This is a genomic window from Streptomyces sp. NPDC031132 (assembly GCF_055570595.1).
In genome coordinates this window covers 1-24935 of the sequence record NZ_JBVIGX010000015.1, presented here as the reverse complement: position 1 = coordinate 24935, position 24935 = coordinate 1, and the positions used below count along the sequence as shown (strand labels likewise).

Below are 24935 nucleotides of genomic sequence, written 5' to 3'. Positions count from 1 at the left end.
GGGTAGCCGGGACGCCGGGGCGGAAGGCCGCGGCCGGGACGAACGCGGCGGCGGAGGGGATGATGGAGTGGAGGAGGTGCGACGCGATGGCGGAACATGACGGCGGTCCGTCGGCAGCGAATCTGGAGGAAGGCAGGCTCCTCAAGGAGCTGGAGGCCATCCACCGGACCCGCCACGAGACCCTGCTGTACGGGTCGGACGAGGCCCTGGTCACCCATACGCAGCGGATGAACGAGCTGGAGCACGAGTACGTACGCCGGCACCCGCAGCGTGCCCAGACGCCGGGGCGGACCAGGTCGGGCGCGCGCGCCCGGACCGGCGAGGACTGAGGCCCTGAGGCTATGAGGCCCTGACGCTGCCAGGCCCTGAGGGCCTGGCGAGTCGGGATCCCTGAGGGGCCTTACTTCTTGGCGTGTTCGCCCAGGTAGAACAGCAGCCAGACGAACCCGGCGAACACGTGCGTCCCGAAGATGTAGAAGAACGCGCGGAGCGCGACGCCCTTCTCCTTCCACTTCTCGTGCTCCGCCGCCGCGGAGGCGTGATCCTCGGTCTTGTCGTCCGGCACGGCGGATCTCCGTTCGCGGGGGCGGGGGCGGGGCAGGGCGGGCAGGGCGAGAAAACAGCGTACGCGGATCTCGGGTATGAGCCTCCTTTGCATCGAATGAGACAAATTTGTATCATTCGAGGCGAGGGAGGCTCATTGTGATGCGATGCGACCGCCTCCTCGCCGCGCCGCAACCCCGAACGGAACCCCATGCACGCCCGCCGCCCCGCCGCTCCACTCGACCCGCGTCGGTGGATCGTGCTCGCCATCCTGTCCGGCAGCCTCCTGCTGATCTCGATGGACACCACGATCCTGAACGTGGCCTTTCCCTCCCTCGTCGGCGACCTCCGGCCCGGCGCCGTGCAGCAGCTGTGGATCATCGACGTCTACGCGCTCGCCCTGTCCGGCCTGCTCGTCACCGCCGGAGCCCTGGGTGATCGCTGGGGTCGTAAGCGGCTGCTGACGGCGGGCTTCGCGATCTTCTCCGTCGCCTCCCTCATCGCCGTCTTCTCCACCGAGGCATGGCACGTGATCGCGGCCCGCGCCCTCCTCGGCATCGGAGGCGCGGCGATCATGCCGTCCACCCTGTCGATCCTGCGCACCGTGTTCACCGACGCCAAGGAGCGGGCCTTCGCGCTCGCCGTCTGGGCGGCCGTCTTCGGCGGTGGCATGGCCTTCGGCCCGGTCGTCGGCGGGCTCCTCGTCCAGGACTACGGGTGGCACTCCGCGTTCCTGCTCAACCTTCCCGTCGCCGCACTCATCGTCGCGGCCGGCCTGCGCTACCTCCCCGAGTCCCGCTCCGCGCGCAGCGCAGGCCGCTGGGACTGGTGGGGCGTCGGCCAGTCGATCGTCGGCATGCTCGCCCTCGCGGGCGGCATCAAGCAGCTCGGCAAGAGCGGCGTCGCCGAGCCGCTCCCGTGGGCCCTGCTGGCCCTGGCCGCCGTCGCGTTGACCGTCTTCGTACGCCGCCAGCTGCGCGTGGAGAACCCGCTGCTCCAGGTGCGGCTGTTCGCCAAGCCCGCCTTCAGCGTCGCCGCCACCGCCATCTTCCTGCCCATGGTCGGCATGGGCGCGATCCTCTTCCTCGTCACCCAGTGGTTCCAGTACGGCCAGGGCTACACCCCGCTCGAGGCCGGCCTGCGCTTGCTGCCCGCCCCGCTCGCGCTGATCTGCGCCTCGATGGTGGCCCCCCGCCTGATGCAGCGCTTCGCGATCCGGCACGTGCTGGGTGCCGGGCTGGTGGTCCTGGCCGCCGGCATGGCCCTGCCCTGGGCCTTCCAGCAGTTCACCGACCTCGGCTACGCGGCGTTCGCCGTGGCCCTGACGGTCATGGGCCTGGGTGCGGGCCTCGCCACCACCGTCGCCTCGGTCACGCTGATCTCGGCCGCGCCCGCCGACGAGGTATCCAGCGCAGCCGCCATCGAGGAGACCTGCTACGAACTCGGCTCGGCCATGGGTGTCGCCGTCCTCGGCAGCACCGCGGCCGTCCTCTACCGCGGCAACCTGCCGGCCCTCGACCTGGACGGCTCGACCGCCGCGGCGGTCCGCGAGTCCGTCGGCGAAGCCGCCCACGTCGCCGAACGGCTGGGCGGCACGGCGGGCAAGGGCCTGATCGAGGCGGCCTCCCAGGCCTACACCCTCGCCATCACGCCGGCGTTCCTCATCGCGGGACTCCTCGCGGTCGCCGCGGCGGCCACCACCTGGACGATGATCCCGCGCGACCTCCGGCCCACCGAGAACCACTGACCGCGCCGCCCCCGCATTCGGCCGCCCGCATCACCGCCGCAGCGGTGATGCGGGCGCCGGGCCCAGCGTGGTGGTCCCCGGCGCAGCCCGGTGGCCAAGGCCCGTACGGTAGGCGTCCAGCGCGGCCTCGATCCGACCCGTACGCCGCAGCAGGTCGCCCAGCAGCCGGCACAGGTCCGCGAGATCGCCGCTGGCGCCGCTGCGCTCCAGCAGGGTCAGCGCCTGGACGTAGTGCTCTTCGGCGGACTCGGTCGCCCCGCGCTCCTCGGCCATCAGGCCGAGCAGCCGGTGCGCGCCGCCCGCATGCACGGCGCCGTGGCTGTCGCCCAGCTCCAGCAGTGCGGAGAGCAGCCCGGCGGCCTCCTCGCACCGGCCGAGCCGGCGCAGTACGTCGGCGAGTTCCACCTCGACCTGCGCCGTGAACAGGGCGGCCCGCCGGGCCGAGAGCATGTCCCGGGCCGTGCGCAACTCCGCCTCCGCCGCGACGAGATCGCCGTTCTGTGCCTGTACGTAGCCGCGCATCCAGTGGCAGTGCGCCAGATCGGTCCGCAGCCGCAGCTGCCGGTAGATGGCCTGCGCCTTGGCGAGCGAGGCGTCGGCGTCGGCCGGCCGCCCCGCGGTGAGGAAGGTTCGGGCGACCTGCCGGTGCATGCCCGCCACCAGCGCCGGGTCGGCCACCTCCGGGGCCAGCGCCAGGGCCAGCTCGGCGGCGTGTGCGGCCCGGGCGTGGGCGCCCATGTCGATGTACGGGCCGATCACGGCGGCGTAGAGCAGCACCAACGCCTCCGGATCGGCCAGCCCACTCGCGTTGAGCTCGTCGATGGCGGATTCCAGCAGGTAGCAGGCGTAACGCAGCTCCCCGGCGAGCAGATGCGCGACGGCCCGGCCGCGGATCGGGCGGGCGCGGCGGGGGAGCGGCTCGTCGGCCAGCAGCCGCTCGGCCGCCTCGAAGTGGGCGATGGCCTCCGGCAGTTCCCCCGATTCGATGGCGCAGTCGCCGAGGCCGAGCAGCGCCTCCGCCTGCTCGGCGTCGAGGCCGAGCCGTTCCGCGTCCGCGAGGAGCTGCCGGTAGCGGACGGCGGCCTCGGCGGCGTCGCCGGTGGCCAGCGTCTGCTGGGCGTCGGTGAGGGCGAGGCGCACCTCGGTGGCCAGGTGGGCGGGGCGCCCGGTGGTCAGCTCCTCGTACGAGGTGCCGAGCCGCCCGGCGAGGAAGCGCAGCGCCGTCTCGGAGGGACGGACCTTGCCCGACTCCAGGGTCGAGATGTAGGCGGAAGTGTACGAGGGCTCCGCCAAGGCCCGTTGTGTCAGGCCGAGTTCCGCGCGCATGCGCTGAACCCTGCGGCCGATCTCGGCCGGTTCGTCCATGAAGACCCCCTGGTCGTTCCAACTCCCCATGGTGCAGGGGCGGCAGGCCATTGCGCACGTCTCGTGCGCCCCCTAGTTTAAGCAACTGCTTCAGCACACTTATCAAGCCGCTTAACTCGCGGCAATTTCCGGCTTCCCGGGGGAGAACTCCATGGACGCGTCCTTTCGCCTGACGCTGCGCGCCGCCCTCGCCGCGGTCTGTACGACGGCCCTGCTCCTGGCTGCAGGGCCCCTCGGTACGGCGGCCGCGGCCCCGCCGCCGATACCTTCGCCGACACCGGGCAAGACCGGGACCGAGGTGGAGGTACCCGGGCCGGAGGACGGCACCGCCGCCGGATCCGGCCACGTCCGCGTGCCCGTCGCCGGGCAGGCGAAGAAGGCCCCGCAGCTGTCGGAGGCCGAGCGGGCGGCCGACGGTGAGGTCGCCAAGATGGTCGACAACGGCCCGACCACCGACCGCCTCGACATCGTCGTCATCGGCGACGGCTACACCGCCGCGGAGCAGGACCGGTTCCACGCCGACGCCCGGGCCAAATGGGCCGAGATCGCCGCCGTCGAGCCGTACTCCACGTACCGCAACCTGTTCAACGTCTGGACGGTCGACGCCGTCTCCCACGACTCGGGAGTGTCCGGCGACCCCACGCCGGCCACCGTCCGCGACACCGCCCTCGGCTCGTACTTCTGGTGCGAGGACATCGAACGGCTGCTCTGCATCGACCAGCCGAAGGTCGACGCGTACGTGGCGAAGGCGCCCGAGGCCGACCTGGTCCTCGTCCTCGCCAACAGCGCCAAGTACGGCGGCGCCGGCTACAACGAGCCCAGCGCCACCCTCGGCTACGAGGGGATATCGACCGCGTCGGCGGGCAACGCGAAGTCCGGCCAGGTGGCCATCCACGAAACCGGCCACTCCCTGGGCAAGCTCGCCGACGAGTACTTCTACCCCGACACCCCGGGCTACGAGAAGTACGAGGGCCCCGAACCCGCCGACTCCAACACCTCCACCCTGCCCGCCGACCGGATGGCTGCCGAGCAGGCCAAGTGGTACCGCTGGCTCGGCGCCCCGTCGCCCGACGGCGGCACGGTCGGCGCGTACGAGGGCGGCGGCTACTACGTCACCGGCCTGTACCGGCCCACCGACAACTCGATCATGCGCGTGCTCGGCAAGCCCTTCAACCTGCCCGGCACCGAGGCGATGATCGCCGGCTTCTACCAGCACGCCAAGCCCGCCGCCGCGCTCACCCCGACCGGTCGCACCCTGCGGCTGCGCAACACGGCCAGGGTCTCCGTGCCCCGGCTGGCCGGTGCGGACGCCCGGCAGCTCGACGTCCGCTGGTACCTCGACGGGCGGGAGTTGAAGCGGTTCGCGGGCCGGAGCGAGGTCGCGGTGTCCGAGCTGTGGCTCTTCGACCTGCGCACGCACAAGCTGTCGGTCACGGCCGAGGACCGCACGCCCTCGGTCCGCGACCCGAAGATCGCCCGCAGCCTCAAGTCCACGGTCGACTGGAGCGTCCGCCTGTAGCCCGGCCGCCCCGGGAGTTTCAGGCGCCGGCCGCGTACGTCCAGAAGTCGCGCATCACGGCGGGCGGGGTCGGGCCGGTCATCTCCCGCTGGGTGAGCAGGACGGAGACGGCGCCGGTGGCCGGGGTGATGTGGGCCGCGGTCCCCGTGCCGCCGACCCAGCCGTACCGGCCCTGCACGTTCCACGGATCGCGGGCCGTGACGTCCACCGATCCGCCGAACCCCCAGCCCTGGCCCTCCAGGAACAGCTCGCCGCCGGAGCGCTGGGTCGGGGTCAGCCAGTCGGTGGTCATCTGCCGCACCGACTGGGCCGACAGGAGCCGGCCCCGCTCCCCGTCCAGCGCCCCCTGCGCGAGGAGCATCCGACCGAACGCGTACCAGTCGTCGGCGGTCCCGACGAGGCCGCCGGCGCCGGAGGGGAAGGCCGGGACGCTGCTCCACTGCCCGTGGGGGGCGTCGCCCGGTTCGAGGGCGCCGTCGCTCCCGCGGTAGTAGCTCGTGAACCGGCCCAGGTCGGCGGGCGGGACGGCGAACCCGGTGTCCGCCATGCCCAGCGGCTCGAAGATCCGCTCGGCCAGGAACTCGGGCAGCGGCTGCCCCGAGACCCGGGCGATCAGCACGCCCAGGATGTCCGAGCAGGTGTTGTACAGCCAGGCCTCGCCCGGCTGGTACAGCAGGGGAATGCGCGACAGCGCCTTCATCCACGCGTCCGGCGCCTCGATGTGCTGCGGCTGCGGCGGCCCCTGCTTCAGCTCGTCGACCAGCAGACCGACAGCAGGCAGGGAGAAGTCGGACGGGAACCCGTAACCGGCGCGGAACGTGAGCAGGTCGAACACGGTGATCGGGCGGGCCGCCGGCACCACGTCGTCGACCGGGCTCGCGGGCGTACGGACGACGACGCGAGAAGCCAGCTCCGGCAGCCACGCCTCGACCGGGTCCTCCAGTGCGAACCGGCCCTCCTCGACCAGCATCATGACCGCCGCGGCCGTGACCGGTTTGGTGAGCGAGGCGATACGGAAGATCGAATCCCGGACCATCGGAGCCGTGCCCTCGACGTCGGCCGAACCGACGGCCTCGACCTCCACCCGGTCGCCACGGGCCACCAGGCCCACCGCCCCGGGCAGCGATCCGCTGCTCACGTGCCGTTCCAGGATGTCGCGCAGGCCGGTCATCTCTCCACCTCTCCCGATGCCTCTCCCGATGCGGAGGCGGGCCGAGCGGGCCGGCCACCGCAGACAAAGACTCCCGCAGCGGCGTGGATTCATCGGCCGGACGCGCGGCGCACGACCGGACGGGTCACCACCAGTAGGCGGGATACCGCGGCGCCTTGCGCCGGATGCGCGAAGCGGCGTACCCGGTCATGACGAGCAGCACCGTGGCGCCGAACAGCAGGGGGACGAACCGGGCCGGGGCCGGGTCCTGGAGCACGATCACGACGGAGGTGGCGCAGGCGGGCGAGTGCGGGGTACGGGCGACCATCAGCAGCGCGAGCGTGACTCCGACCGCGACGGCCGCGGCCCAGGCGCTGCTGCCGGCGGCGGCGAGGACGCCGTAGCCGACGGCCATGCCCAGCAGGTGCCCGACGACCACACCGCGCGGCTGGGCCAGGGGCAGGGTGGGGGCGCTGTGCACGAGGGCGGCGCTGGCCGCCAGCGGCGGTATCAGCACGGGCTCGTGGAGCATCGCGCCGATCCCGACGAGCCCCAGCAGGACCGCTGTCACGGCGCTGATGCTGTGGAACGCGGCGGCGGGGGTGGGGCGAGCGGGAGCCCGGCCGAGGGCGATCCGGGACCGGACCGGCTCGGCGGCGGGTTCGGGGGCGGGGGCGGTGGCGGACGGGGACGGCATGGCGGTGCTCATGTGCGGTTTCCGGGGCAGGACGACAGGGGGAACGCGGTCGAGGCGGCACGGAGGCAGGGTGATCAACCGCCGCCTCGGCCTCGCGCCTGTCCCTGGTACGGCCGACGCAGACCGGCTACGACCTTATCCGCCAGGTGTGCGAGGCCCGCCTCGGGGGAGGGGTACGGGTACAGGTACGGGAAGGACGGAACATGACGACGCACGCGCACGGCCCGAAGACGCACGGCCCGGCGGCGCACGGCCCCGAGGGGGCGAGCGACTCCGACCAGGCGTCCGCGCCCGCGCCGGCGGCCGCCCCCGCCCCCACACTCGCCCCCGCGGAGGGCGGCGAGTCGGCCTGCCTGCTCCACCTGGTCTGCCCCGACTGCGGACGGCTCGCCACCGGACGGGTCGCCCGGACCTGCTCCCGCTGCGGCGGCCCGCTCCCGGACCCCGGATCGTGACGGCGACGCAGCCGTGCCGGAAATCCGCTGGCCCGGGCGCGGGCGCCGACCTAGGGTTCCGCCCATGACGATCATGGGCTCCGACGCCGTAGACCGATCCGTGTCCCTCACCGCACAGGCGCTCCGAGGGGTGGCGCACCTCGACTGGTCCGCCCCGGCCGCCGGCCTCGAGTGGAGCTGTTACGACACGGCCGTCCACGTGGCGAGCGATTTCACCGGGTACGCCACCCAGCTGACCGGGCGCTCGACCAGCGGGTACGCCCCCTTCGACATCAGCGCGGCCCCCGGCACCACCCCCACCGGCCTGATCCAGGTCATCGAGGCCACCGGAGGCCTGCTGTCCGCCGCCGTGGCCGTGACCGACCCCGGGGTCCGGGCCTGGCATCCGTACGGCTTCGCGGGCCCGGACGGATTCGCCGCGATGGGCGTCGTCGAGACGCTGCTGCACACCCACGACATCCTGAACGGTCTCGGCGTCCACGACTGGGAGCCCGACGGGGACCTCTGCGAGCAGGTCCTCGACCGGCTCTTCCCACAGGTGCCGCGCGACGCCGCCGGACCGTGGCCGACCCTGCTGTGGGTCACCGGCCGGGGCGAACTGCCTGGCCTGCCCCGCCGCACGGCCTGGCGCTGGTACGCCGAACCCGTCGCCACGGAACGCGTCGTGCTCTGCGAGATCTCCCCGCACGTCGCCGGCGACCTCCACGACGGCGGCACCGGCGGCTTCGCCTGGGCCGAGGACGGCCCCGGCCAGGGCACCCGGGCCGCCGCCGGGATGGTGGCCAAGGCGAAGGAAGAGGGCACGTTCCGCCCGGGTTGGGGTGCGTACGCCATCGTCCGTACGCAGGACCGGCGCGCGATCGGCGGGATCGGCTTCCACGGCGCCCCCGACGCAGAGGGGAACGCGGAGGTCGGCTACGACCTCGTACCTTCCGCCCGGGGCAACGGGTACGTCACCGAGGCGCTGAAGGGCCTGGTCGCCTGGGCCTTCGCCCAGCCCGGCGTCAACGCGCTGCACGCCCGGGTCGACGCGGACAACGCCCCCTCGCACGGCGTGGTCGCCCGGGCGGGCTTCGAGCGCACGGGCTCCACCGAGGACGGCGAAACCCGCTACACCGTGCGGGCCGCAGCCCGGTACCAGCTGCTCAGCAGCCGCAGCCGTACGTTTCGTACGCGCCGCGGTGCAGCGGGGCCGGCAGTGGGGCGTTCTTGAGGCCCGGCGGGTCTGCGGGGCGCTAGCCTCGGAGACGGACGACCGACACCGGCTCGGAAGGCAGGTCCCGATGGCGAGTTCTCCTCCTCCTCCGACTCCCTCCGCCCCCGCTCGTTCCCAGGTCCCCGTGATCGACCTCGGGCCGTGGCGGTCCGGTGAGCCCGGGGCGCGGGAGCGGATCGCCGCCCGCGTCGACGAGGCCCTCCAGGCCGCCGGGTTCCTGCTGATCACCGGGCACGGCGTGGACCCGCAGCTGCCCGCGCGGATCCGGGAGGCCGCCAAGGAGTTCTTCCGGCTGCCGGCGAAGGCGAAGGAGCCGTACGCCGTCGCGGTCGGCGGCCGCGGCTGGCTCGGCCCGGGCGCCGAGGCCAACAGCTACGCGGAGGGGGCGGCCTCGCCGCCCGACCTCAAGGAGTCCTGGTCGTGCGCGGCGGACGAGCCGACGGGGGACCCGTCCGTGGACGCCGAGTGGTTCCGCCCGAACGCCTGGCCGGCCGAGGTGCCCGCGCTGCAGCCGCTGGCCGTCGAGTACATCGCCCGGATGCGGGCCCTGTCCGACGAGCTGCTGGAGCTCCTCGCCACTGCGCTCGGCCTCGCCGCGGACCATTTCACCCGCCACACCGGGCACCCCACCTGGGGGTTCAACCTCAACTGGTACCCGGGCACCGAGGTGCTCGGCGAGCCCCTGCCCGGACAGTTCCGCATCGGGGCGCACACGGACTTCGGGACGGTCACGGTCCTCGACCGCGAGCCGGGCTCGGGCGGGCTCCAGATCCACACCGACGCCGACGGCTGGCAGGACGCCCCGTACGACCCGGCCGCGCTCACCGTGAACATCGGCGACCTGATGGCCCGCTGGACCGGGGACCGCTGGCGCGCGGGCCGTCACCGGGTGCTGCCGCCGCCCGCCGACGCACCGGCCGAGGAGCTGATCTCGCTGGTCTACTTCTACGAATGCGACCCGCACACCCGGGTGGAGTCCCTCCCGGCGCCCGTCGGCCGGGTGCTGCACGACCCCGTGGACTCGCACGCGTACCTGCGGGGCAAGCTGGACGCGATCACCGTGTCCTGAGGTCGCCTCCCGGAGCGGGAAGAGGACCCTCGGCCCGGGTGGAGGCCCCGATTACCGCTGGTCGGCGGGTGTTCGGCAGGATGGGGGCATGACCGAGATCCGCACCCCCCGACTCCTCCTCCGCCGCTGGACCGACGACGACCTCGTCCCCCTGTCGGAGATCAACGCCGACCCGGACGTGATGCGCTGGATCGGCGACGGCTCCACCTTCGACCTGGAGCAGACCGCCGAGGAGATCGAGCGCTGGGAGGAGGAGTGGGACGAGGAGGGCTTCGGCCTGTTCGCCGTCGAACTGCTGGCTTCGGGGGAGCTGATCGGGGCGGTCGGCCTGTCCGTGGCGCAGTCCCCGGCGGAAGCGCGGGACTTCGTGGCGGTCAGCTGGCGGCTCGGCCGGCAGTACTGGGGGCAGGGCTACGCCTCAGAGGCCGCGCAGGCCACCCTGGAGTTCGCCCTGCAGGACCGGGGACTCGACCGGGTGATCGCGGTGAACCGGTCGGGCCACGAGGAGTCCGAGAACGTGATCCGCAAGCTCGGCATGGTGCTGGACCTCGACACGACGGACCCGGAGCACGGTCACCTGCTCCAGATCCACAGCATCGACCTGTCGGAGTACGAGGGCTGACCGCCCGCTCCTTCGGGGTCCGGGCCGCGTCATCCTCCGGGGTCCGGGCCCGGGCCTTCCTCCGGGGTCCGTGCCGGGTCATCCTTCGGGGTCCGCCCGGCTCAGGCGGGGGCCGCGCCCGGGGCCTCGGCCGCACGGCCCGCGCGGACCGCGGCGAGCGCGGCGGCGTGGACGGCGGCCGGGTCGCCGTGGTGGGGGACCGGGCTGCCGGTCAGGGTGTACCACTCCTCCGCGTCCTTGTACTGGATCTCGATCCGGACCCGGCCGTCCGCCGCCGCCGTCGTCCGCACGGTCAGCGGGCCCGTGATGACACCCACCTCGTCGGTCATCGCCCCGCCGGGCCCGGCCAGGACCTCGTCGCACCACTGCTGCCGTCCGGTCATGCCGCGCAGCTGTCCAGCATCGTCGAAAGCATCTTCTTCTCCGGTTCCGTCACGGTCAGGCCGTACGTCGATTTCACGGTGGTCCAGGCCCGCCCGTACTGGCACCAGCTCGCCCTGTCCGGCGGCTGCCACAGGTCCGGGCTCTGGTCGCCCTTCGAGCGGTTCGTGGCCGCGGTCACCGACAGCAGCTGAGGGTGGGTCAGGTCGTTCGCGAAGGCCTTGCGCTGCGCGGCGTCCCAGCCGGCCGCACCCGAGCGCCAGCCCTCGGCGAGCGGCACGATGTGGTCGATGTCCATCTTCGACGCCTCGGTGACCACCGCCCCGTCGTACAGGCTCTTCCAGGTGCCGGAGACCGCCTTGCACTCGGAGTCCTGGCTGACGTCCTGGCCGTCGCGCTTGAGGACGACTTCGCGGGTGTCGCACTTGTTGCCCTGCTCGGCCCAGTGCGTGAACTTGGCGCGGCTGTAGCCGGCCATGGTGCCGGGCGGCGCGACCTTCAGCGCGGCCAGCCGGGTGCGGGCCTCTTGGACGCCGACCATGCCGGGCAGCACGTCCCCGGCGGCCGGTTTGGCGTCACCCGCCCCCGGCGCGGAGGGCGAGGTGCCTGCCGAGACGGGCGGCGCCGAGGGCTTCGCGTCCTGGCTCGTCGTGCCGGTTCCCGAGCACCCGGCCACGGCCAGCAGCACCGATGCCGCCAGGGCCGCACCCCGTACACGTATCTGACGTCCCATGAACCCCACCCCGAGCCGGATCCGCACCCTGTCCGGGAAAGACTACCCAGAACCGGACATTCAACCGGACGCCCAACCGGCCACGCCCACGCCGGAGTCGAGCAGGGCCCCCTCGTGGGGCGTTGTCAGTGGCTCTCGCTAGTCTCCCCGCATACCGCAGCTCAGGGGGCTTTTCCCCCTGGTCGACGCTGCGCGCATCCGGATCGGGCAGGCGGAGGGGCACGTACTGATGGCATGGCTGGCGGCGGGCGAGGGGTACGAGATCGCCCTGGTGGAAGGGAAGGTGGCGGCGCGGTCCGCCACCGGCCGCGCGGCGGGACGGCAGTTGAAGACGCTGCCCAAGGCGCTGCGCGACCACCCCGAGGTGGACCGGCTGCGCCGGCTCGCCGAATGGCTGGAACGGCACGAGGCCGCCTGCACCGCCCAGGTGGACACCTGGATGGTGTCCTCGCTGCCCGTGCCGACGGCGCTGCTCGCGCAGGTCTGGCCGGACGAGGCCTGGCAGAGCGCGCTGCGCGACATGGCCGTCGTCGGTGAGGACCCGGACGAAGTGGGCTTCCTGCGCGACGCCACCGCCTCCGGCGAGCTGAAGGTGGTCAACCTCGACGGCGAGACCGTACGGCTCTCCCCGCGCACGGTGACCCTGCCGCACCCGGTGCTGCTGCCCGACCTGGACGACGTACGGGACTTCGCGGCCGAACTCGGCATCGTCCAGCGCGTCGAGCAGATCCACCGGCCGACCTGGGAGAAGCCGGAGGGGCTCGCGGCCACCGCCACCGAGGTCCGGGACTACGCGGGCGGAGTTTTCGCGAGCAGGTTCGGCCTGGCCGCCCGGGCGACGGGCCTCGGCTACCGGGTCTCCGGCGGCTACGCGACCTGCAAGGTCCGCGACACGGGCGGGGGCACGGAAGCGGCGGTCTGGATCGGCGAGCCGTACTACGAGGACGAGACGAGCACCGGCGCCCTGAGCTGGCACGACGAGAACGGCCGGGCGGTGCGCCTGACGGAGGTCGGACCGGTCGCCTGGTCCGAGGGAATGCGGATGGCCGCGGCGCTCTACGCCGGGCGCAAGATCGAAGAGGGCGGGGACGCGCGATGAGCACCACCACCAGCACCACGAGGGCAACCGACACCGCGGCCGACGCCGAACTGCTGCTCAAGGCGGGCGCCGTGCTGCCCCGCGGAACCGAGGGCGCAGGCCCCTCGGCCGTCGACCTGACCGCGCGCAGCTACCGCCACCCCGCCCTCGCCGACGACCGCGTCGTCGTCCGACTGGCCGCCGCCGAACTGGGTCCCGCCGAGGACCTGGCCGCCGGCTTCCTGGGACTCGTACTCGACGAGGGCGAACCGCCCGTGGTCGGCCTCGGCCAGCGCCAGGCCCTCGGCTTCCCCGAATGGGTCCTCGTCCACCACCCGGAGGACGGCCACCACGCCCTCGCCGTCGTCCCCGAACTCGACCGGGTCGCCCGCCAGGCCAAGACCAAGCCCAAGGCCGCCCTCGACGCCTGCCACGAACTGGCCGGCCGGCTCGCCGCCGCCGTCCCGCACTTCCTGCCCGTCTTCTACGAGCAGGCCGCCCGCGTCTTCCTCGCCGTCGAGAACACCACGTACGCCGCCCAGCTGTTCGGCCGCGCCCGGACCAGCGAGGCCCAGCACGGCCTGGCCGTCGACGAGGACCGCCTCGACGGCGTCTTCCTCGAATTCGCCCTGGTCGGCGCCCTCCCGGTGAAGGTGCTCACCGGATACGCCAAAGAGCTGTCCGGCCGCGTCAGCCCCGCCGAGGCCCACGAGCGCTTCCGCCGCCTGTGCGTACGCCGCACCGCCGGCGGGCTGCCGCCCTCCGCACAGGCCGCGACCGAGCTGCGCCGCCTCGCCCGGGCCGCCGGCCTGACCGGCACCGAGGCCGAGCAGGACTACCTCGCCGAACTGCTGCCGCTGCCCGCGACCCTGCGCGCCGCGTTCGGCTGGTGGAAGGCGCACCGCACGGCTCTGGTCGCGCTGGCCCGCCGGGTACCGGCCGTACGGGGCACCCTGCTCGGTCTGATGCCGCCCGGTGGCGGCGACGGCGAACTCTCCGCCCTCTGGCTGGGCGTGCTCGAGGAATCCGGCGCCACCGCCGGGCTGATCCAGGACGGACTGCCCGCCGAGCAGCGCTGCTCCGACGGCGCCGCCGGCTGGCTCGAACGCTTCCACGCCGCCCGCCACACCGGCTGGGGCTCGCGCCCCACGCTGCCCGCCCTGCTCGACCTCGTCACCCGGGCCGCCGGCCGGCTGCGCGCCGAACTCGCCGAGCCCGGCCGCGAAGCGGGCCTGAAGGTGGGCGTCGAGGACGCCGACCTGCTGGACCTGCTGCTCTCCCTGGACGTCCCGGTCACCGACCCCGAGCCCGACCCCGCTTCCCGCCGGCGCCACGACCAGCTGAACCTGACCGACTGGGCGAGCTCCGACCGGCGCCGGGACCTCCTCGCCATCGCCGCAGACGAGCGATTCCGGCCCGCCTTCCGGCGCGCCGCGTACGGCCTCGGCGGTGACACCGACGCGGTGAACGTCATGCGGCTGCTCGCCGCCTCGCCCGGCGGGCGTCCCCTGCTCACCGAGTGGATGCACGACGTGGCCGGCGCCTCCACCGCCGCCGGTCTGCCCGGCCTGCCCGAGGCCATCCGCCGGCTGACCTGGCTGCCCGCCGAGGCCCTCGAACTCGCCCGCGAGGAGGTGGCCGCCGCGGCCGCCGCCGACCTCGGCGAGACCCTCGCCCGTACCCTGCGCGCCGGCCTCTTCGAGGAACTGTGCTGGCCCGCCTGGGAGTCCGCGGTCGCCGAGCTGTCGCCCGCCCAGGGCGGGCACGCGCTGACGGTCGTCGAGGCCTGGCCGTACCTGATCGTCGCCAACTCCACCCAGGTCCGCGTCATCGACGCCGACTCCACCGTGCTCACCCACGACCTGCGGGCGCCGAGCGGCAACGCGCACCGCTACGGATTCCACTACGTCGACGGCGAACTGCTCGTCTTCTGGTCCTCCCACTGGGGCGGCGGGGGCATCGAGGGCTACTGGCACACCGCGCCCGGCACCGTCTTCACCCTGGACCACTCCGGCAACCACTGGAACCTGCGCTCCGACGACATCAGCCTGCCCCTTCCCGGCGGCGGCCGCACCACCGGCGGCGGCGTCCTGCACGCGGGGGACACCCGGCTGCCGAGCGAGCAGCCCCTGCTGCACGACGGGACCTCGTACTGGGTGTGGCAGCGCCGCGACCAGGAGAACGTCGGCGGCTGGCGCGAATACGACCCCTCGGACGGCGCCCTCGGGCGGCTCTCGCAGCCGGGCTTCCTCGCCGACGCCCTCACCCGCCGATCGGGCGCCCCCCTCGGAGAGGCCACCGTCCCCGCCCAGTCCTGCTGGCTGCGGCCGGCGCCCACGGTCGAGGGCTCGGTCCTCGGCGCACCCGCGGGCGGCCTGCTCGGCTGGCGCACCGTACGCCTGCCCGGCCGGGGCTGGGAGGGCTCCGACACCGCCGGACGCACCGTCAGCGTGCCCGAGGGCAGCGAGATGCCCGTCGCCGCGCTCGCCTTCCCCGGCGACGAGCGGCCCCGCGCCCTGACGCACCGCTGGCGCGAGCTGAGCATCAGCGACCCGGACGGCGTGGTCACCGCCCAGTCGCGCGGCGACTACCGCAACGCCGCCTTCGCGACCGGCAGCGTGGACCTGCCGCCGCTGCCCTTCTGGTACGCGCTGCGCCCGCGCGACCCCGAAGCCTCGGCCGCCCTGCGCGCGGCGGACCGGGTCGCGATCGGCGCCCTGCTCCGGGCGGCCGCCGCGGCCGAGGCCGTCACCGACCTGCCCGACGTGGTGCGCGCCGCGCTGCCGCAGGTCACCGCCCCGAAGCTGATCGGCGGCATCATCGAGGTGCTCCGCTTCGCGCTCGTCCAGCAGAAGGCGCTGGACGAGGTCGCCGCCCGGCTGGACCCCGACACGGGTGCGGCCGCCGACCGGCAGCCGCAAGGCCCGACCGACGAACTGATCGCCGAGGCGCTGTACGGGCTCGGCAGCAACGGGTACTATCGCTGGGGCGCCCAGAGCGACGTCGCCTACCGCTACCTCGACGGGCTGGTCCGGGCGGCCGCCGACACGGGTGCCGAAGAGGTCCCCGGCCGGCTCCACTTCGACCTGCCCGCACTGCCCTACTCCGCCCTCCCGTTCACGCAGCTGCTGGACCAGCCCGCGGCGATCGCGTACCGGGCCGTCGCCGTCGGCACCACCGACGAGCAGCGGACCGCCCTGTGCACCCTGCTCGGCCGGGTGGACGCCCTCGGGCTGGACTCGGCCGAGGGCTCCGCCGACCGCTGGCGCCGGGTCCTGGTCCACCTCGACCAGCGCCACCTGCGCACCCCCGACGGCATCGAGCGGAACACCTCGCACCGCAGCCTGCTCCCGCTCGGCGGCGGAGCCGTCCTCGGCCTCACCGAGCACTGCACCTCCGTACCCGACGGCCACGAGTTCGGGGCGCTGCTGTACGACCCCGCCGGCCGCTTCGCCGTGCCCGGCCCGTACACCCTGCGCGGCGAGGCCCCGCTCGGCGACCGGGAGCGCGGCCCCGGCTGGCTGACGGCCTTCCTGACCGAGGCCGCGGACCGCGGCCCGGCGCCGTTCTTCCCCGAAGCCGCCGACGAGTTCGTCCGCCTCACCGGCGTGTCCGCCGCCCTGGCGCGCCTGCTGCTGGCCGGCCTGCCGAGCATCGACAGCTACGAGCACGATTTCCTGCCGGCCGAACTGCGCACCGCCCTGGGCGTCAAGCTGGCCGACGCGAAGAACGCCCGCACCGAACTCAAGAGCCTCGAAATCGAGCTGCGGCGCGAGCTCGTGGCGACGCTGCTGCCCGCCGACCCGGCGCGGCTGTGGACCGAGGGCCCGGACGTGGCCGCCGCCGCGGAGCTGTGGAACCGGCGCGTGGGCCGTCGCAAGCCCGTGCCCGAGTGGCTGCTCACCGAGGCCACGCGGGCCGCGAAGACGTCGTGGCCCCTGCACCGGGCGCTGGCCGCGATCCTCGACCCCGCGGCGTCCCCGTCGCTCGGCGTCGACGTGGCCTGGGAGGTGAAGGGCGACCACGCCGAGCCCTGCGAACCGGCCGGCCAGCCCTTCACCGCGTCCGTCCTGACCGGAGCGCTGGCCCTGACGGCCTGGCTCGCCCACCGGCTGCCCGCGGGCGATCCCGTACGGGCCGCCCTGCCGCCCGCGCTCACTGCCGTACGGCAGCGGCTCGCCGCGCCCGGCCTGCTCCTCACCATCGGGCACTTCACCAGCCTCCCGGACTTCCGGAAGGCGGCGGGCACGCCGACCGAGACGGGCGAGGGCTACGAGCGGTACGGCGCGGTGGTCATGGCCACCCAGGACGACCGGCCCAAGCCCGCACTGCGGACGGCCCTGCTCGACTCCACCGGATCCGACCCCTACCTGCCGGCGCTGCGCGGCGACGACCAGCAGCCGTCGTCGGTGGAGACGGCGCTGCGCGCCGCCCACGACCCGCGCTTCGCCGCGCTGCTCGCCGACCCGGGCGCTCCGGCGGCCGGCGCCGGCGCCGTCGACAAGGACGGCACGTGGTGGCCGCAGGACCCGAGCCGCTCGGTGCCCGAGCTGGTGGCGGAGGTCTCCGAGGCCCACGGCCTGGGCGCGGACGCGGCCGCCGTGTACCTGGCGCTGCTCGCCATGCCCGACCCCACCGACCGCAACGTGGCGCGCTGGACGGGCTGGAAGCCGGCCCGGCTGAAGGCCGCCCGCGCCGAGCTGGCCGCCACCGAGCTGGTGGTGACGGCCTCCCGGACGAGGGCGGGGCGCTCGCTGTTCCTGCCCGGCGGCTGGGCGGAGATGTCCTCGCCGGTGCTGCCGGTGGAGCGGTGGAAGCTCCCGATGTACGGGCTGGCGCCGGGCGGCCGGCCGGTGCTGGGCGTGCTGGTGCCGGACGAGCCGGCCGCGGACCTCTACCGGCGGGCCTGGCAGCGGGTCCGCGAGGGCGACGTACCGCGCTTCGAGGCACTGAAGGTCAAGCGCACGCGCACGCGCCGCCGCTGAAGCCGACCGCCGAGCGGGCCGGGCGGGGCACTGCGCCGCCCGGCCCCCCCCGCACCCCGTACGCCCGTACCTTGCGAAGGACACACCACCTCATGACCCTTACCGACACACCCGTTCAGACCTCTGCGCGGCAAGCGCTGCCCGCCGAGGAGCGGTACGCCGCCGAACTCGCCTTCCTCGCCGCCCAGGACACCGGCCCCCGCCCGCCCGGCTGGGTGCTCACGCCGCGCGCCGTCGTCACCTTCGTGTGCGGCAGCGAGGGCGTGGAGCTGGCCCTGCCGGGCCGCCGCCGCGCGGGGCTCCCGGCCAAGCTGGCCATCGCCCCGAAGTTCGTCGGCGAACGGGCCCTGGTGGAGCGGTGCGTCGTCACCCTCGCCGGGGAACGGGGCCTGCTCCTCACGGGCGAGCCCGGCACCGCGAAGTCGATGCTGTCCGAGCTGCTGGCCGCCGCCGTCTGCGGTACCAGTGCGCTGACCGTGCAGGGCACCGCCGGCACCACGGAGGACGCCTTCCGGTACGGCTGGAACTACGCGCTGCTGCTCGCCCAGGGCCCCAGCTCCCAGGCGCTCGTCGACTCCCCGGTGCTCTCCGCGATGCGGACCGGGCGGGTGGTGCGCGTGGAGGAGATCACCCGCTGTCTGCCCGAGGTACAGGACGCGCTGGTGTCGATCCTGTCCGACCGGCGGGTGAGCGTGCCCGAACTGACCGCCACCGAGGACGCGGTGGTCTCCGCGGCCCCCGGGTTCACGGTCATCGCCACCGCCAACCTGCGGGACCGCGGGGTCTCCGAGATGTCCGCCGCCCTCAAGCGGCGCTTCAACTTCGAGACGGTCGCGCCGATCGCGGACGCGGACGCGGAGACCACGCTGATCCGCCGCCAGGCGGTGGCCGCGGTGCAGCGGGCGGGGGCGGCGTTCGGAGTGGACGACGCGGTGCTCGACGCGCTGGTGACGGTCTTCCGGGACCTGCGCTCCGGCCGCTCGGCGGAGGGCTGGGACGTGGAACGCCCCGGTACGGTCATGTCCACCGCCGAGGCGGTCCAGGTGGCGGCCTCGCTGGGCGTCGCCGCGGCGTACCTGCCGGGCGGCGACGTACTGGACCTCCTGCCGGGCCACCTGCTCGGCGTGGTCCGCAAGGACGACCCGGCCGACCACGGCCGCCTGCTGGGGTACTGGGACGGCCCGGTCCGCCGCCGCGCGGAAGACGGCTCGGCGATGTGGCGCCGCCTGTGGGACCTCCGCGGAAACCTCCGATGACGGCGCCGAAGCGGGGCGTGCACGCCGATCCGCGGGACGTCGTGGACGCGCTCGCCGCGTCCCGCGCGCCGTACCTGCTGGGTGTTCGCCACCACAGCCCCGCGCTGGCGGCGGTGGTCCCGGCGTTGCTCGACGCCTCGGAGGCGGAGGTGGTCTGCGTCGAGCTGCCGACCGACTTCCAGCCGTGGCTGGAGCACTTGGCGGATCCGGAGACCACGGCTCCCGTCGCCCTGGCCGGCACGGGACGGGACGGCGGGCTGGCCTTCTACCCGTTCGCGGACTTCTCCCCGGAGCTGGCCGCGATCCGCTGGGCGCGTGCGCGCGGCGCGGAGGTCCGCTGCTGCGACCTCCCCCTGACCGACCCCGGCTGGACCCTGCGGTCCCCGGACCAGGACGCGGCGGGGGACTCGGCCCCCGGCCGCCGGCGGTCCTTCGCGCAGGCGCTGACCGCGTCCGGGACCGGGCGCGACGGTGACGACCTGTGGGACCGGGCCGTGGAGGTGCTGGCTCCCGGCTGCGCCCCGGAAGCCGTTCGGCGGGCCGCGCTCGGCGTCGGCTGGGCGCTGCGTCAGGACGGTCCCGTACCTGCGACCGACCTGGCCCGCGAGGCCCACATGCGCAGCGTCGTCAATGCCGCCGCCTCCGGGGGCCGGAAGGTCGCCGCGCTGATCGGCGCCTTCCACGCTCCGGCCCTCGTCGTCACCGACCCCGGTCCGGAGGGTGCCGCCGTACCGGCCGTCCGGGCTGCTCACTCGACCCCGCCCCGGACCACCGATGCGGACCGTGCGTCGGGCAAGGAGCCCGCGGCCGTCGTGCCCACGGCAGCGGACGAGGTGCCGATTCCCGGTCCCCGTACCGGCGCGGCTTCCGCGCGCGGGGGGCAGCCGCTCGTCGGTCCGTCCGCGGCCGGCCCGGCGCTCGACCCGGGGACGGATGCTTCCGCCCCGGAGCCCCCGGTCCCCGGTTCCGATGCGTCGGCGGCTTCGGCCGTGGGGGCTGCTGCGGCCGGCGCGGGCGAGGCCGTCGGCTCGGACACCCCGGTGAGCGGGCAGGCTTCGGTGCGTGCTTCCGGGGACGGCTCGGCGACGCGGTCCGGTGGGGCACCCGGGGACGGTCGCGGGGCGGGGTCCGGTACCGGCCCGGGGGGTGGCCCGGAAGCGGCGCTCCGGGGATCGGCCGCAGGGTCGGCCCTCGTGCCCGCGGCGGATGCCGGTGAGGAGGCCGTCACCTCGCTCGTCCCGTACTCCTTCGATCTGCTCGACTCCCGCTCCGGGTACCCCGCCGGGATCCGGGATCCGCTCTGGCAGCAGGCCGTGCTCGAGGCCGGCGGGGATCCGGTGCGGGTGCGGGATGCCGCCTCCGTCGCCGTCACCGGCATCTGCCGGGAGCTGCGCCGTGCCGGGCACACCGCCGGGACCGGCGAGGCCGCCGAGACGCTGCGGCTCGCCTGCGACCTCGCCGTCCTGCGCGGGCTCCCCGCTCCCGGCCGGGGCGAACTCCTCGAGGCCGTCACCACCGTGCTCGGCCAGGGCGAACCCCTGGGCCGGGGCCGGGCGCTGGCCCGCGCGCTGGAGGCCGTGCTCGTCGGCACCGGCCGCGGCCGGATCACCCCGCACGCCCCGCGCTCCGGCCTCGGCCCCTCCGTCGAGGCCGAGCTGGCGGAGCTGCGGCTGCCGGGTCCCGAGGAGCCCGCCTCCCGCGAGGTCCGCCTCGACCCCCTCCGCTCCCCGCTCGACCGGCGCCGAGAGGTGCTGCTCCAGCGGCTGGCCGTCTGCGGGGCCTCGTACGGGGAGCCCCTCGCCGTGGCCGCCACCGGCGACGGCACCGCCCTCGGCACCAAGTGGCGGCTGACCTGGACGCCTTCCGTCCCGGCCCGCCTCGACCTGGCCGGCGTCCGCGGCGTCACCGCCGCCCAGGCCGCCGCCGGAACCCTGCGCGACACGGCCCGCCGGGCCGCCGCCGAAGGCGGTCCGACCCCGGCCCAGCTCCTCACCGGGCTGGCCGCCGCCGCGCGGTGCGATCTGCCCGAACTGGTCGACGTACGACTGGAGGAGGCCGCCGAGGTCCTGCCGCAGACCGCCACCCTGCCCGAACTCCTCGAGTCGCTGGACCTCTTGGAGGGTCTCTCCCGCGGGCACTTCCCCGGGACCTCCGACGGCTCCCGCACCGCCGCCGCCGCGCTCACCGGCCGACTGCTCGAAGCGGCCGTACGGTCCCTGCCCGGTCTCGCCGGCAGCGAGGACCAGGCCGACGCGCGCGCCCTCGTGGCCCTCGCCGACCGGGCCGCCGCCCTGCACCTGGGCCTGCGGATGGACACCGCCCTGGCGGAACTGAGCGCCACCGCATCCCCGTTGATGCAGGGCGCGGCACTGGCCGTACGGGTCCTCCTCGATCTCGACCCGGCCGCCGGTCTCGGCGACCGCGCCGCCGGATGGATCGACGGCGCAGGCACCCCCGACGGCCGGCGCTCCCTCGCCCGCCGCCTCGGCGGCGTCCTGGCCGCCGCCGGACCGCTGCTCGACTCCTCAGCGGCCGCCCTCACCCCGGTCCTCGACCGGATCGACGGCCTCGCCGACCAGGAGTTCCTGGACCGGCTCCCGGCCCTGCGCGGAGGCTTCGACGTACTCGCCCCGGCCGCCCGCGACCGGCTGCTGGACACCGTCACCGAGCGGCTCGGCGACCGCCTCGACCTGTCCCTCGACGCGCCGCCCGCCCTGCTCGCCCTCTGGGCCGCCGCGGACGCCGCCGGCGCCGCGGCCCTGAAGGCCCTTCCGCTGCCGGCCCACGCGGCCCCGGCTCCCGAACCCGGCCCCGATCCGGCGGTACCCGTACGGGCCGTACCCGCGCCCCTGCGCGGAGACCACCGGCTGGCCCCCGCCGATCGTTGGCGCCTGCTGCTCGGCCGCCAGCGCGACCGGCTCCCCGCCGGCGCCCGCCGCTACGCCCACGCCCTCGACGAGCTGTACGGCAACGGCCGCGGCGAAGGCGCCGCCGACCTCGAAGGCGGCCGGGGCAACGGCGGCAACGGCGGCGGCCAGGAGCCCTCGTTCCCCACGGCCCGCGAATGGTCGCAGGAGCTCGAATCGCTCTTCGGCGCCGACGTACGCGAGGAGGTGCTCGCCGAGGCGGCCGACGCGGGCCGCACCGACGTGCTGAGCCAGCTCGACCCGGCGGCCGTCCGCCCCTCCGTGGAACTGCTCAGCTCGGTCCTGTCGCTGGCCGGCGGCATGCCCGAGGCCCAACTCGCCCGGCTGCGGCCCCTGGTCAGGCGGCTGGTCGACGAGCTCGCCAAGGAGCTCGCCACCCGGCTGCGCCCGGCGCTGTCCGGCCTCGCCACTCCGCGCCCCACCCGCCGCCCCGGCGGCAGGCTCGACCTGGCCCGGACCCTGCGGGCCAACCTCGCGCACACCCGCCGCCAGGGCGACGGCCGGGTGGTCGTCGTGCCGGAACGGCCCGTGTTCAGCACCCGGGCCGGCCGCGAGGCCGACTGGCGGCTGATCCTCGTGGTCGACGTCTCCGGCTCCATGGAGGCCTCGGTCATCTGGTCCGCCCTCACCGCCGCCGTCCTCGGCGGCGTACCGACCCTGTCCACCCACTTCCTGGCCTTCTCCACCCAGGTCGTGGACCTCACCGACCGCGTCGAGGACCCGCTCTCGCTGCTCCTGGAGGTCCGCGTCGGCGGCGGTACGCACATCGCGGCGGGCCTGGCCCACGCACGGTCCCTGATCACCGTGCCGAGCCGCACCCTCGTCGTCGTGGTCAGCGACTTCGAGGAGGGCGCGCCGATCGGCGGACTCCTCGGGGAGGTCCGCGCGCTGGCCGCGTCCGGAGCCCATCTGCTGGGCTGCGCCGCGCTCGACGACGCCGGGGCGCCCCGGTACTCGGTCCCCGTCGCCCGGCAGCTCGTCGCGGCCGGCATGCCGGTGGCCGCCCTCAGCCCGCTCGCCCTCGCCCGCTGGGTGGGCGACCGCCTCCGTGGAGAACCCCGTTGAGCACCGACACGAACACCGACACCGAGCTGAGTGCCGAGTCGCACACAGGGCTCCTGCCGCCCGTCGCCCCCGAGGTCCTCGCCGAGGCCGTCGAGAACCTCACCGCCCGGCTGCGCAAGAAGCTCGACGCCGCCATCGAGGGCTGCGCCGCGGGCGCCGCCCGGGCGGACGACGGGAGCGTCACCGTCCGCTTCGGCGAGGACGCGCTCGTCACCCTCCGGCCGGGCCCCGCCGGTACGGTCACCGCGGCCGAACAGGCCCTCTGCACCTGCCTGCTGGCCCCGCGCTGCCTGCACCGGGCGGCAGTCCTGGGCGCAGCCCCCCTGGCCGACGCGGACCAACTACCGCACCCCGATGCCGATGCCGATGCCGATGCCGATGCAGCGTCCGCGGGCGGGTCCGGAGCCGTGCCCGCATCTCCTTCCGTGCCGGGGGCCGACTCCGCGAGCGCGCCCGATGCCGGGGCCGGGTCGCAGACGGGAGCTGCAGCCGCCGGCCGGTCGAGTGCGGGGCGAGTCGCCTCGGGGGCCGGGCTCGCGGGCTCTTCGGGCGGGCCCGAGCCCGCCCCCGAGGCCCTCACCGCCGCCCAGCTCGGCGCCGCCGCCGCGCTCTGGCAGGCCGCCGCCGAGGCCCTCGCGGCCGGCGTCACGGCCGGCGGCGCCGTGGTCCAGGCCGAGCTGCTGCGTGCCGCCCACACCGCGCGCCTCGCCGGACTGCCCCGCGCCGAGGCCGCCACCCTGCGCGTCGTACGGGGCCTGCGCGCCGCCCGGGAGCGCAGCGGCGCCCACCGGCTCGGCGACCTCGCCGGAGCGTTCCGCGAACTCCTGCACACCGCCGGACTGCTGGCCTCCGGTACGGCCGGCCCGGCGGTCACCGGCACCGTACGCCGCGCCTACCAGCCGGGCGGCAGCCTGCGGGTGTACGGCCTGTGCCGGGAGCCGGTCCTCTCGGCCACCGGCTACGGGGGAGTGGTCACGCACCTGCTCGCCCCCGACGGCGCCCGCTACTCGGTGTCCGACGTCCGCCCCGGCGGCCTGGCCCGCGCCCGCGGCGCCGGCTCCGCCTCCGTGGCCCTCGGCGGAGCCGCCCTCGACCACGCGGGCCTCGCGCGCGGGGGACTCCGTATCGCCGGGGCCACGGTCTCCGCAGACGGCCGCCTCGGCGCCGGACGCGGGGTCCAGGCCACCCCGCTGCGCGGCGTCCCGTGGACCGAGGAACCCGCTGCTGCGCTCTTCGCCCGCCCGGCGGCCGAGGCCGTGGCCGCCCAGCTCGCCGACCGGGACACCGACCCGGACGGAGCCGCAGCCGCCCTCCTCGGCTGTGAGGTCACCGTCGTCGGGGCGGCCGGCGAGGACCTCCTGGTCCGCGAGGTACGAGCGGACGCGCCCCTGCTGCGGCTGCGCGCCGCCCACCCGCATCCGGAACTGCCGCACACGGCCAACCTGCGCCGTATCGCCGCCCATCCGGGGCTGGTGCTCCGCGTCCTGGGCCGCCCCGACCTGGACCGCGCCGCCACCCTGCGCCCCCTCGCCGTCGGGCCGGTGCCCGGCGCGGAGCACACCCTGCGCCTGCCCGAGGAGTGGCTGGGCCGCGCCGACCTCGGCTACGACCTGCTCCAGGGCAGCCACTTCCCGCCCGGGACGGCAGCGGCCCCCGCCGCCGCTGCCACGGGTCCGGACCCCCTGGCCGACTCACCGCTGTGGCGGGTACGCCGGCTGCTGGAAGCCGGAGTGGCGGGCGGCCGCCGCGCCGTCGCCGAGGCGGCACGCACCGCCGAGCGCCCCACCTCGTACGGCCCGCTGCGCCGGGCCGGCTTCACCGCGGCGGCGGAGCTCGCCACGGCCCTCGCCGCGGAGGCGGACCGCCGCCCCCGCGACCACTTCGGCCGCCTGACGGACCCCTCACCCGACGCCTACGCCTGGGCCTGGCTGGCCGCCTCCACCCACCTGGCCGCGGCGGAACGCTCCCTGGTGGCCGCTTCCTGGTCCTAGGGGGTGTCTTGCCGATCAGGCCGGGCTCGCGGCGTCCGGTGCGCGCGCTCGCCGCGTTCTCGTCACTCGCCGACGCTCCGCGTCGACTCCCTCCTCGGCCTTGCGATCGCACGCACCGGACGCCGCTCCCTGATCC

General features: G+C 75.3%; 18 protein-coding genes. 12 read left to right on the top strand and 6 right to left on the bottom strand.

Translation table 11 applies throughout. The annotated features are described in order from the left end of the window. The first annotated feature begins 86 nt into the window (after positions 1-86). Entirely contained in the window at positions 87-329 is a 243-nt protein-coding gene (locus ACZ49B_RS22760) for a DUF6158 family protein (protein WP_468308754.1), read from the top strand. 71 nt (positions 330-400) lie between these two features. Here the strand turns inward: ACZ49B_RS22760 and ACZ49B_RS22755 are convergent, their stop codons facing one another. Next, positions 401-565 (bottom strand): DUF6126 family protein, encoded by a 165-nt coding sequence (locus ACZ49B_RS22755; RefSeq protein ID WP_467946357.1) that lies wholly within the window; start codon positions 563-565, stop codon positions 401-403. A gap of 189 nt (positions 566-754) precedes the next feature. Between ACZ49B_RS22755 and ACZ49B_RS22750 the strand changes: the two genes are divergently transcribed. Then, positions 755-2290, top strand: a complete 1536-nt coding sequence (locus ACZ49B_RS22750; RefSeq protein WP_468308751.1) for an MFS transporter — start codon at positions 755-757, stop codon at positions 2288-2290. Positions 2291-2320: 30 nt separating this feature from the next. Here ACZ49B_RS22750 and ACZ49B_RS22745 read toward each other — a convergent pair whose 3' ends face one another. Next, positions 2321-3655, bottom strand: coding sequence for a helix-turn-helix domain-containing protein (locus tag ACZ49B_RS22745; protein WP_468308748.1), 1335 nt, complete (start codon positions 3653-3655; stop codon positions 2321-2323). A gap of 151 nt (positions 3656-3806) precedes the next feature. Here ACZ49B_RS22745 and ACZ49B_RS22740 point away from each other — a divergent pair, with 151 nt between their 5' ends. After that, positions 3807-5174, top strand: coding sequence for a M64 family metallopeptidase (locus ACZ49B_RS22740; protein WP_468308745.1), 1368 nt, complete (start codon positions 3807-3809; stop codon positions 5172-5174). Between the two features lie 19 nt (positions 5175-5193). On the opposite strand, the gene ACZ49B_RS22735 is transcribed toward ACZ49B_RS22740, so the two are convergent. Both ACZ49B_RS22735 and ACZ49B_RS22730 read right to left on the bottom strand, forming a co-directional pair. Further along, positions 5194-6345, bottom strand: a complete 1152-nt coding sequence (locus tag ACZ49B_RS22735) for a serine hydrolase domain-containing protein (RefSeq protein WP_468308743.1) — start codon at positions 6343-6345, stop codon at positions 5194-5196. A 124-nt stretch (positions 6346-6469) separates the two neighbouring features. Next, positions 6470-7033, bottom strand: a complete 564-nt coding sequence (locus ACZ49B_RS22730; protein WP_468308740.1) for an HPP family protein — start codon at positions 7031-7033, stop codon at positions 6470-6472. A 191-nt stretch (positions 7034-7224) separates the two neighbouring features. On the opposite strand from ACZ49B_RS22730, the gene ACZ49B_RS22725 reads away from it, so the two are divergent. The 4 genes from ACZ49B_RS22725 (at position 7225) to ACZ49B_RS22710 (ending at position 10383) form a co-directional block, all read left to right on the top strand. Next, complete coding sequence (locus ACZ49B_RS22725) at positions 7225-7476, top strand: hypothetical protein (RefSeq protein ID WP_468308738.1); 252 nt, start codon at positions 7225-7227, stop codon at positions 7474-7476. A 64-nt stretch (positions 7477-7540) separates the two neighbouring features. Continuing rightward, a complete protein-coding gene (locus ACZ49B_RS22720) occupies positions 7541-8689 on the top strand; it encodes a GNAT family N-acetyltransferase (RefSeq protein ID WP_468308735.1) in 1149 nt (382 codons plus the stop codon). Between the two features lie 70 nt (positions 8690-8759). Continuing rightward, positions 8760-9761 carry an isopenicillin N synthase family dioxygenase gene (locus ACZ49B_RS22715; RefSeq protein ID WP_468308734.1) on the top strand — a complete coding sequence of 334 codons (1002 nt, stop codon included), beginning with the start codon at positions 8760-8762 and terminating at the stop codon, positions 9759-9761. A gap of 88 nt (positions 9762-9849) precedes the next feature. Further along, the gene (locus ACZ49B_RS22710; RefSeq protein ID WP_468308732.1) at positions 9850-10383 is read left to right on the top strand and encodes a GNAT family N-acetyltransferase; all 534 of its coding nucleotides are present in this window, start codon (positions 9850-9852) and stop codon (positions 10381-10383) included. A 101-nt stretch (positions 10384-10484) separates the two neighbouring features. Here the strand turns inward: ACZ49B_RS22710 and ACZ49B_RS22705 are convergent, their stop codons facing one another. Together ACZ49B_RS22705 and ACZ49B_RS22700 are read right to left on the bottom strand one after the other, a co-directional pair. Further along, entirely contained in the window at positions 10485-10766 is a 282-nt protein-coding gene (locus tag ACZ49B_RS22705; RefSeq protein WP_468308730.1) for a hypothetical protein, read from the bottom strand. Further along, positions 10763-11497: an HNH endonuclease family protein gene (locus ACZ49B_RS22700; protein WP_468308727.1), complete on the bottom strand. Its 735-nt coding sequence runs from the start codon at positions 11495-11497 to the stop codon at positions 10763-10765. Before ACZ49B_RS22700 ends, ACZ49B_RS22705 begins: the two co-directional genes overlap by 4 nt. 229 nt (positions 11498-11726) lie before the next feature. Between ACZ49B_RS22700 and ACZ49B_RS22695 the strand changes: the two genes are divergently transcribed. The 5 genes from ACZ49B_RS22695 to ACZ49B_RS22675 all read left to right on the top strand — a co-directional run bounded on the left by ACZ49B_RS22695 (position 11727) and on the right by ACZ49B_RS22675 (position 24799). Then, positions 11727-12596: a DUF4132 domain-containing protein gene (locus ACZ49B_RS22695; protein WP_468308724.1), complete on the top strand. Its 870-nt coding sequence runs from the start codon at positions 11727-11729 to the stop codon at positions 12594-12596. Continuing rightward, entirely contained in the window at positions 12593-17560 is a 4968-nt protein-coding gene (locus ACZ49B_RS22690; RefSeq protein ID WP_468308723.1) for a DNA-binding protein, read from the top strand. Before ACZ49B_RS22695 ends, ACZ49B_RS22690 begins: the two co-directional genes overlap by 4 nt. 92 nt (positions 17561-17652) lie before the next feature. Beyond that, positions 17653-18816 (top strand): ATP-binding protein, encoded by a 1164-nt coding sequence (locus ACZ49B_RS22685; RefSeq protein ID WP_468308720.1) that lies wholly within the window; start codon positions 17653-17655, stop codon positions 18814-18816. Next, the gene (locus ACZ49B_RS22680; protein ID WP_468308718.1) at positions 18813-22808 is read left to right on the top strand and encodes a DUF5682 family protein; all 3996 of its coding nucleotides are present in this window, start codon (positions 18813-18815) and stop codon (positions 22806-22808) included. The genes ACZ49B_RS22685 and ACZ49B_RS22680 overlap by 4 nt, the downstream gene beginning before the upstream one ends. After that, positions 22805-24799 carry a hypothetical protein gene (locus ACZ49B_RS22675; RefSeq protein WP_468308715.1) on the top strand — a complete coding sequence of 665 codons (1995 nt, stop codon included), beginning with the start codon at positions 22805-22807 and terminating at the stop codon, positions 24797-24799. The genes ACZ49B_RS22680 and ACZ49B_RS22675 overlap by 4 nt, the downstream gene beginning before the upstream one ends. The last annotated feature ends 136 nt before the right edge of the window (positions 24800-24935 follow it).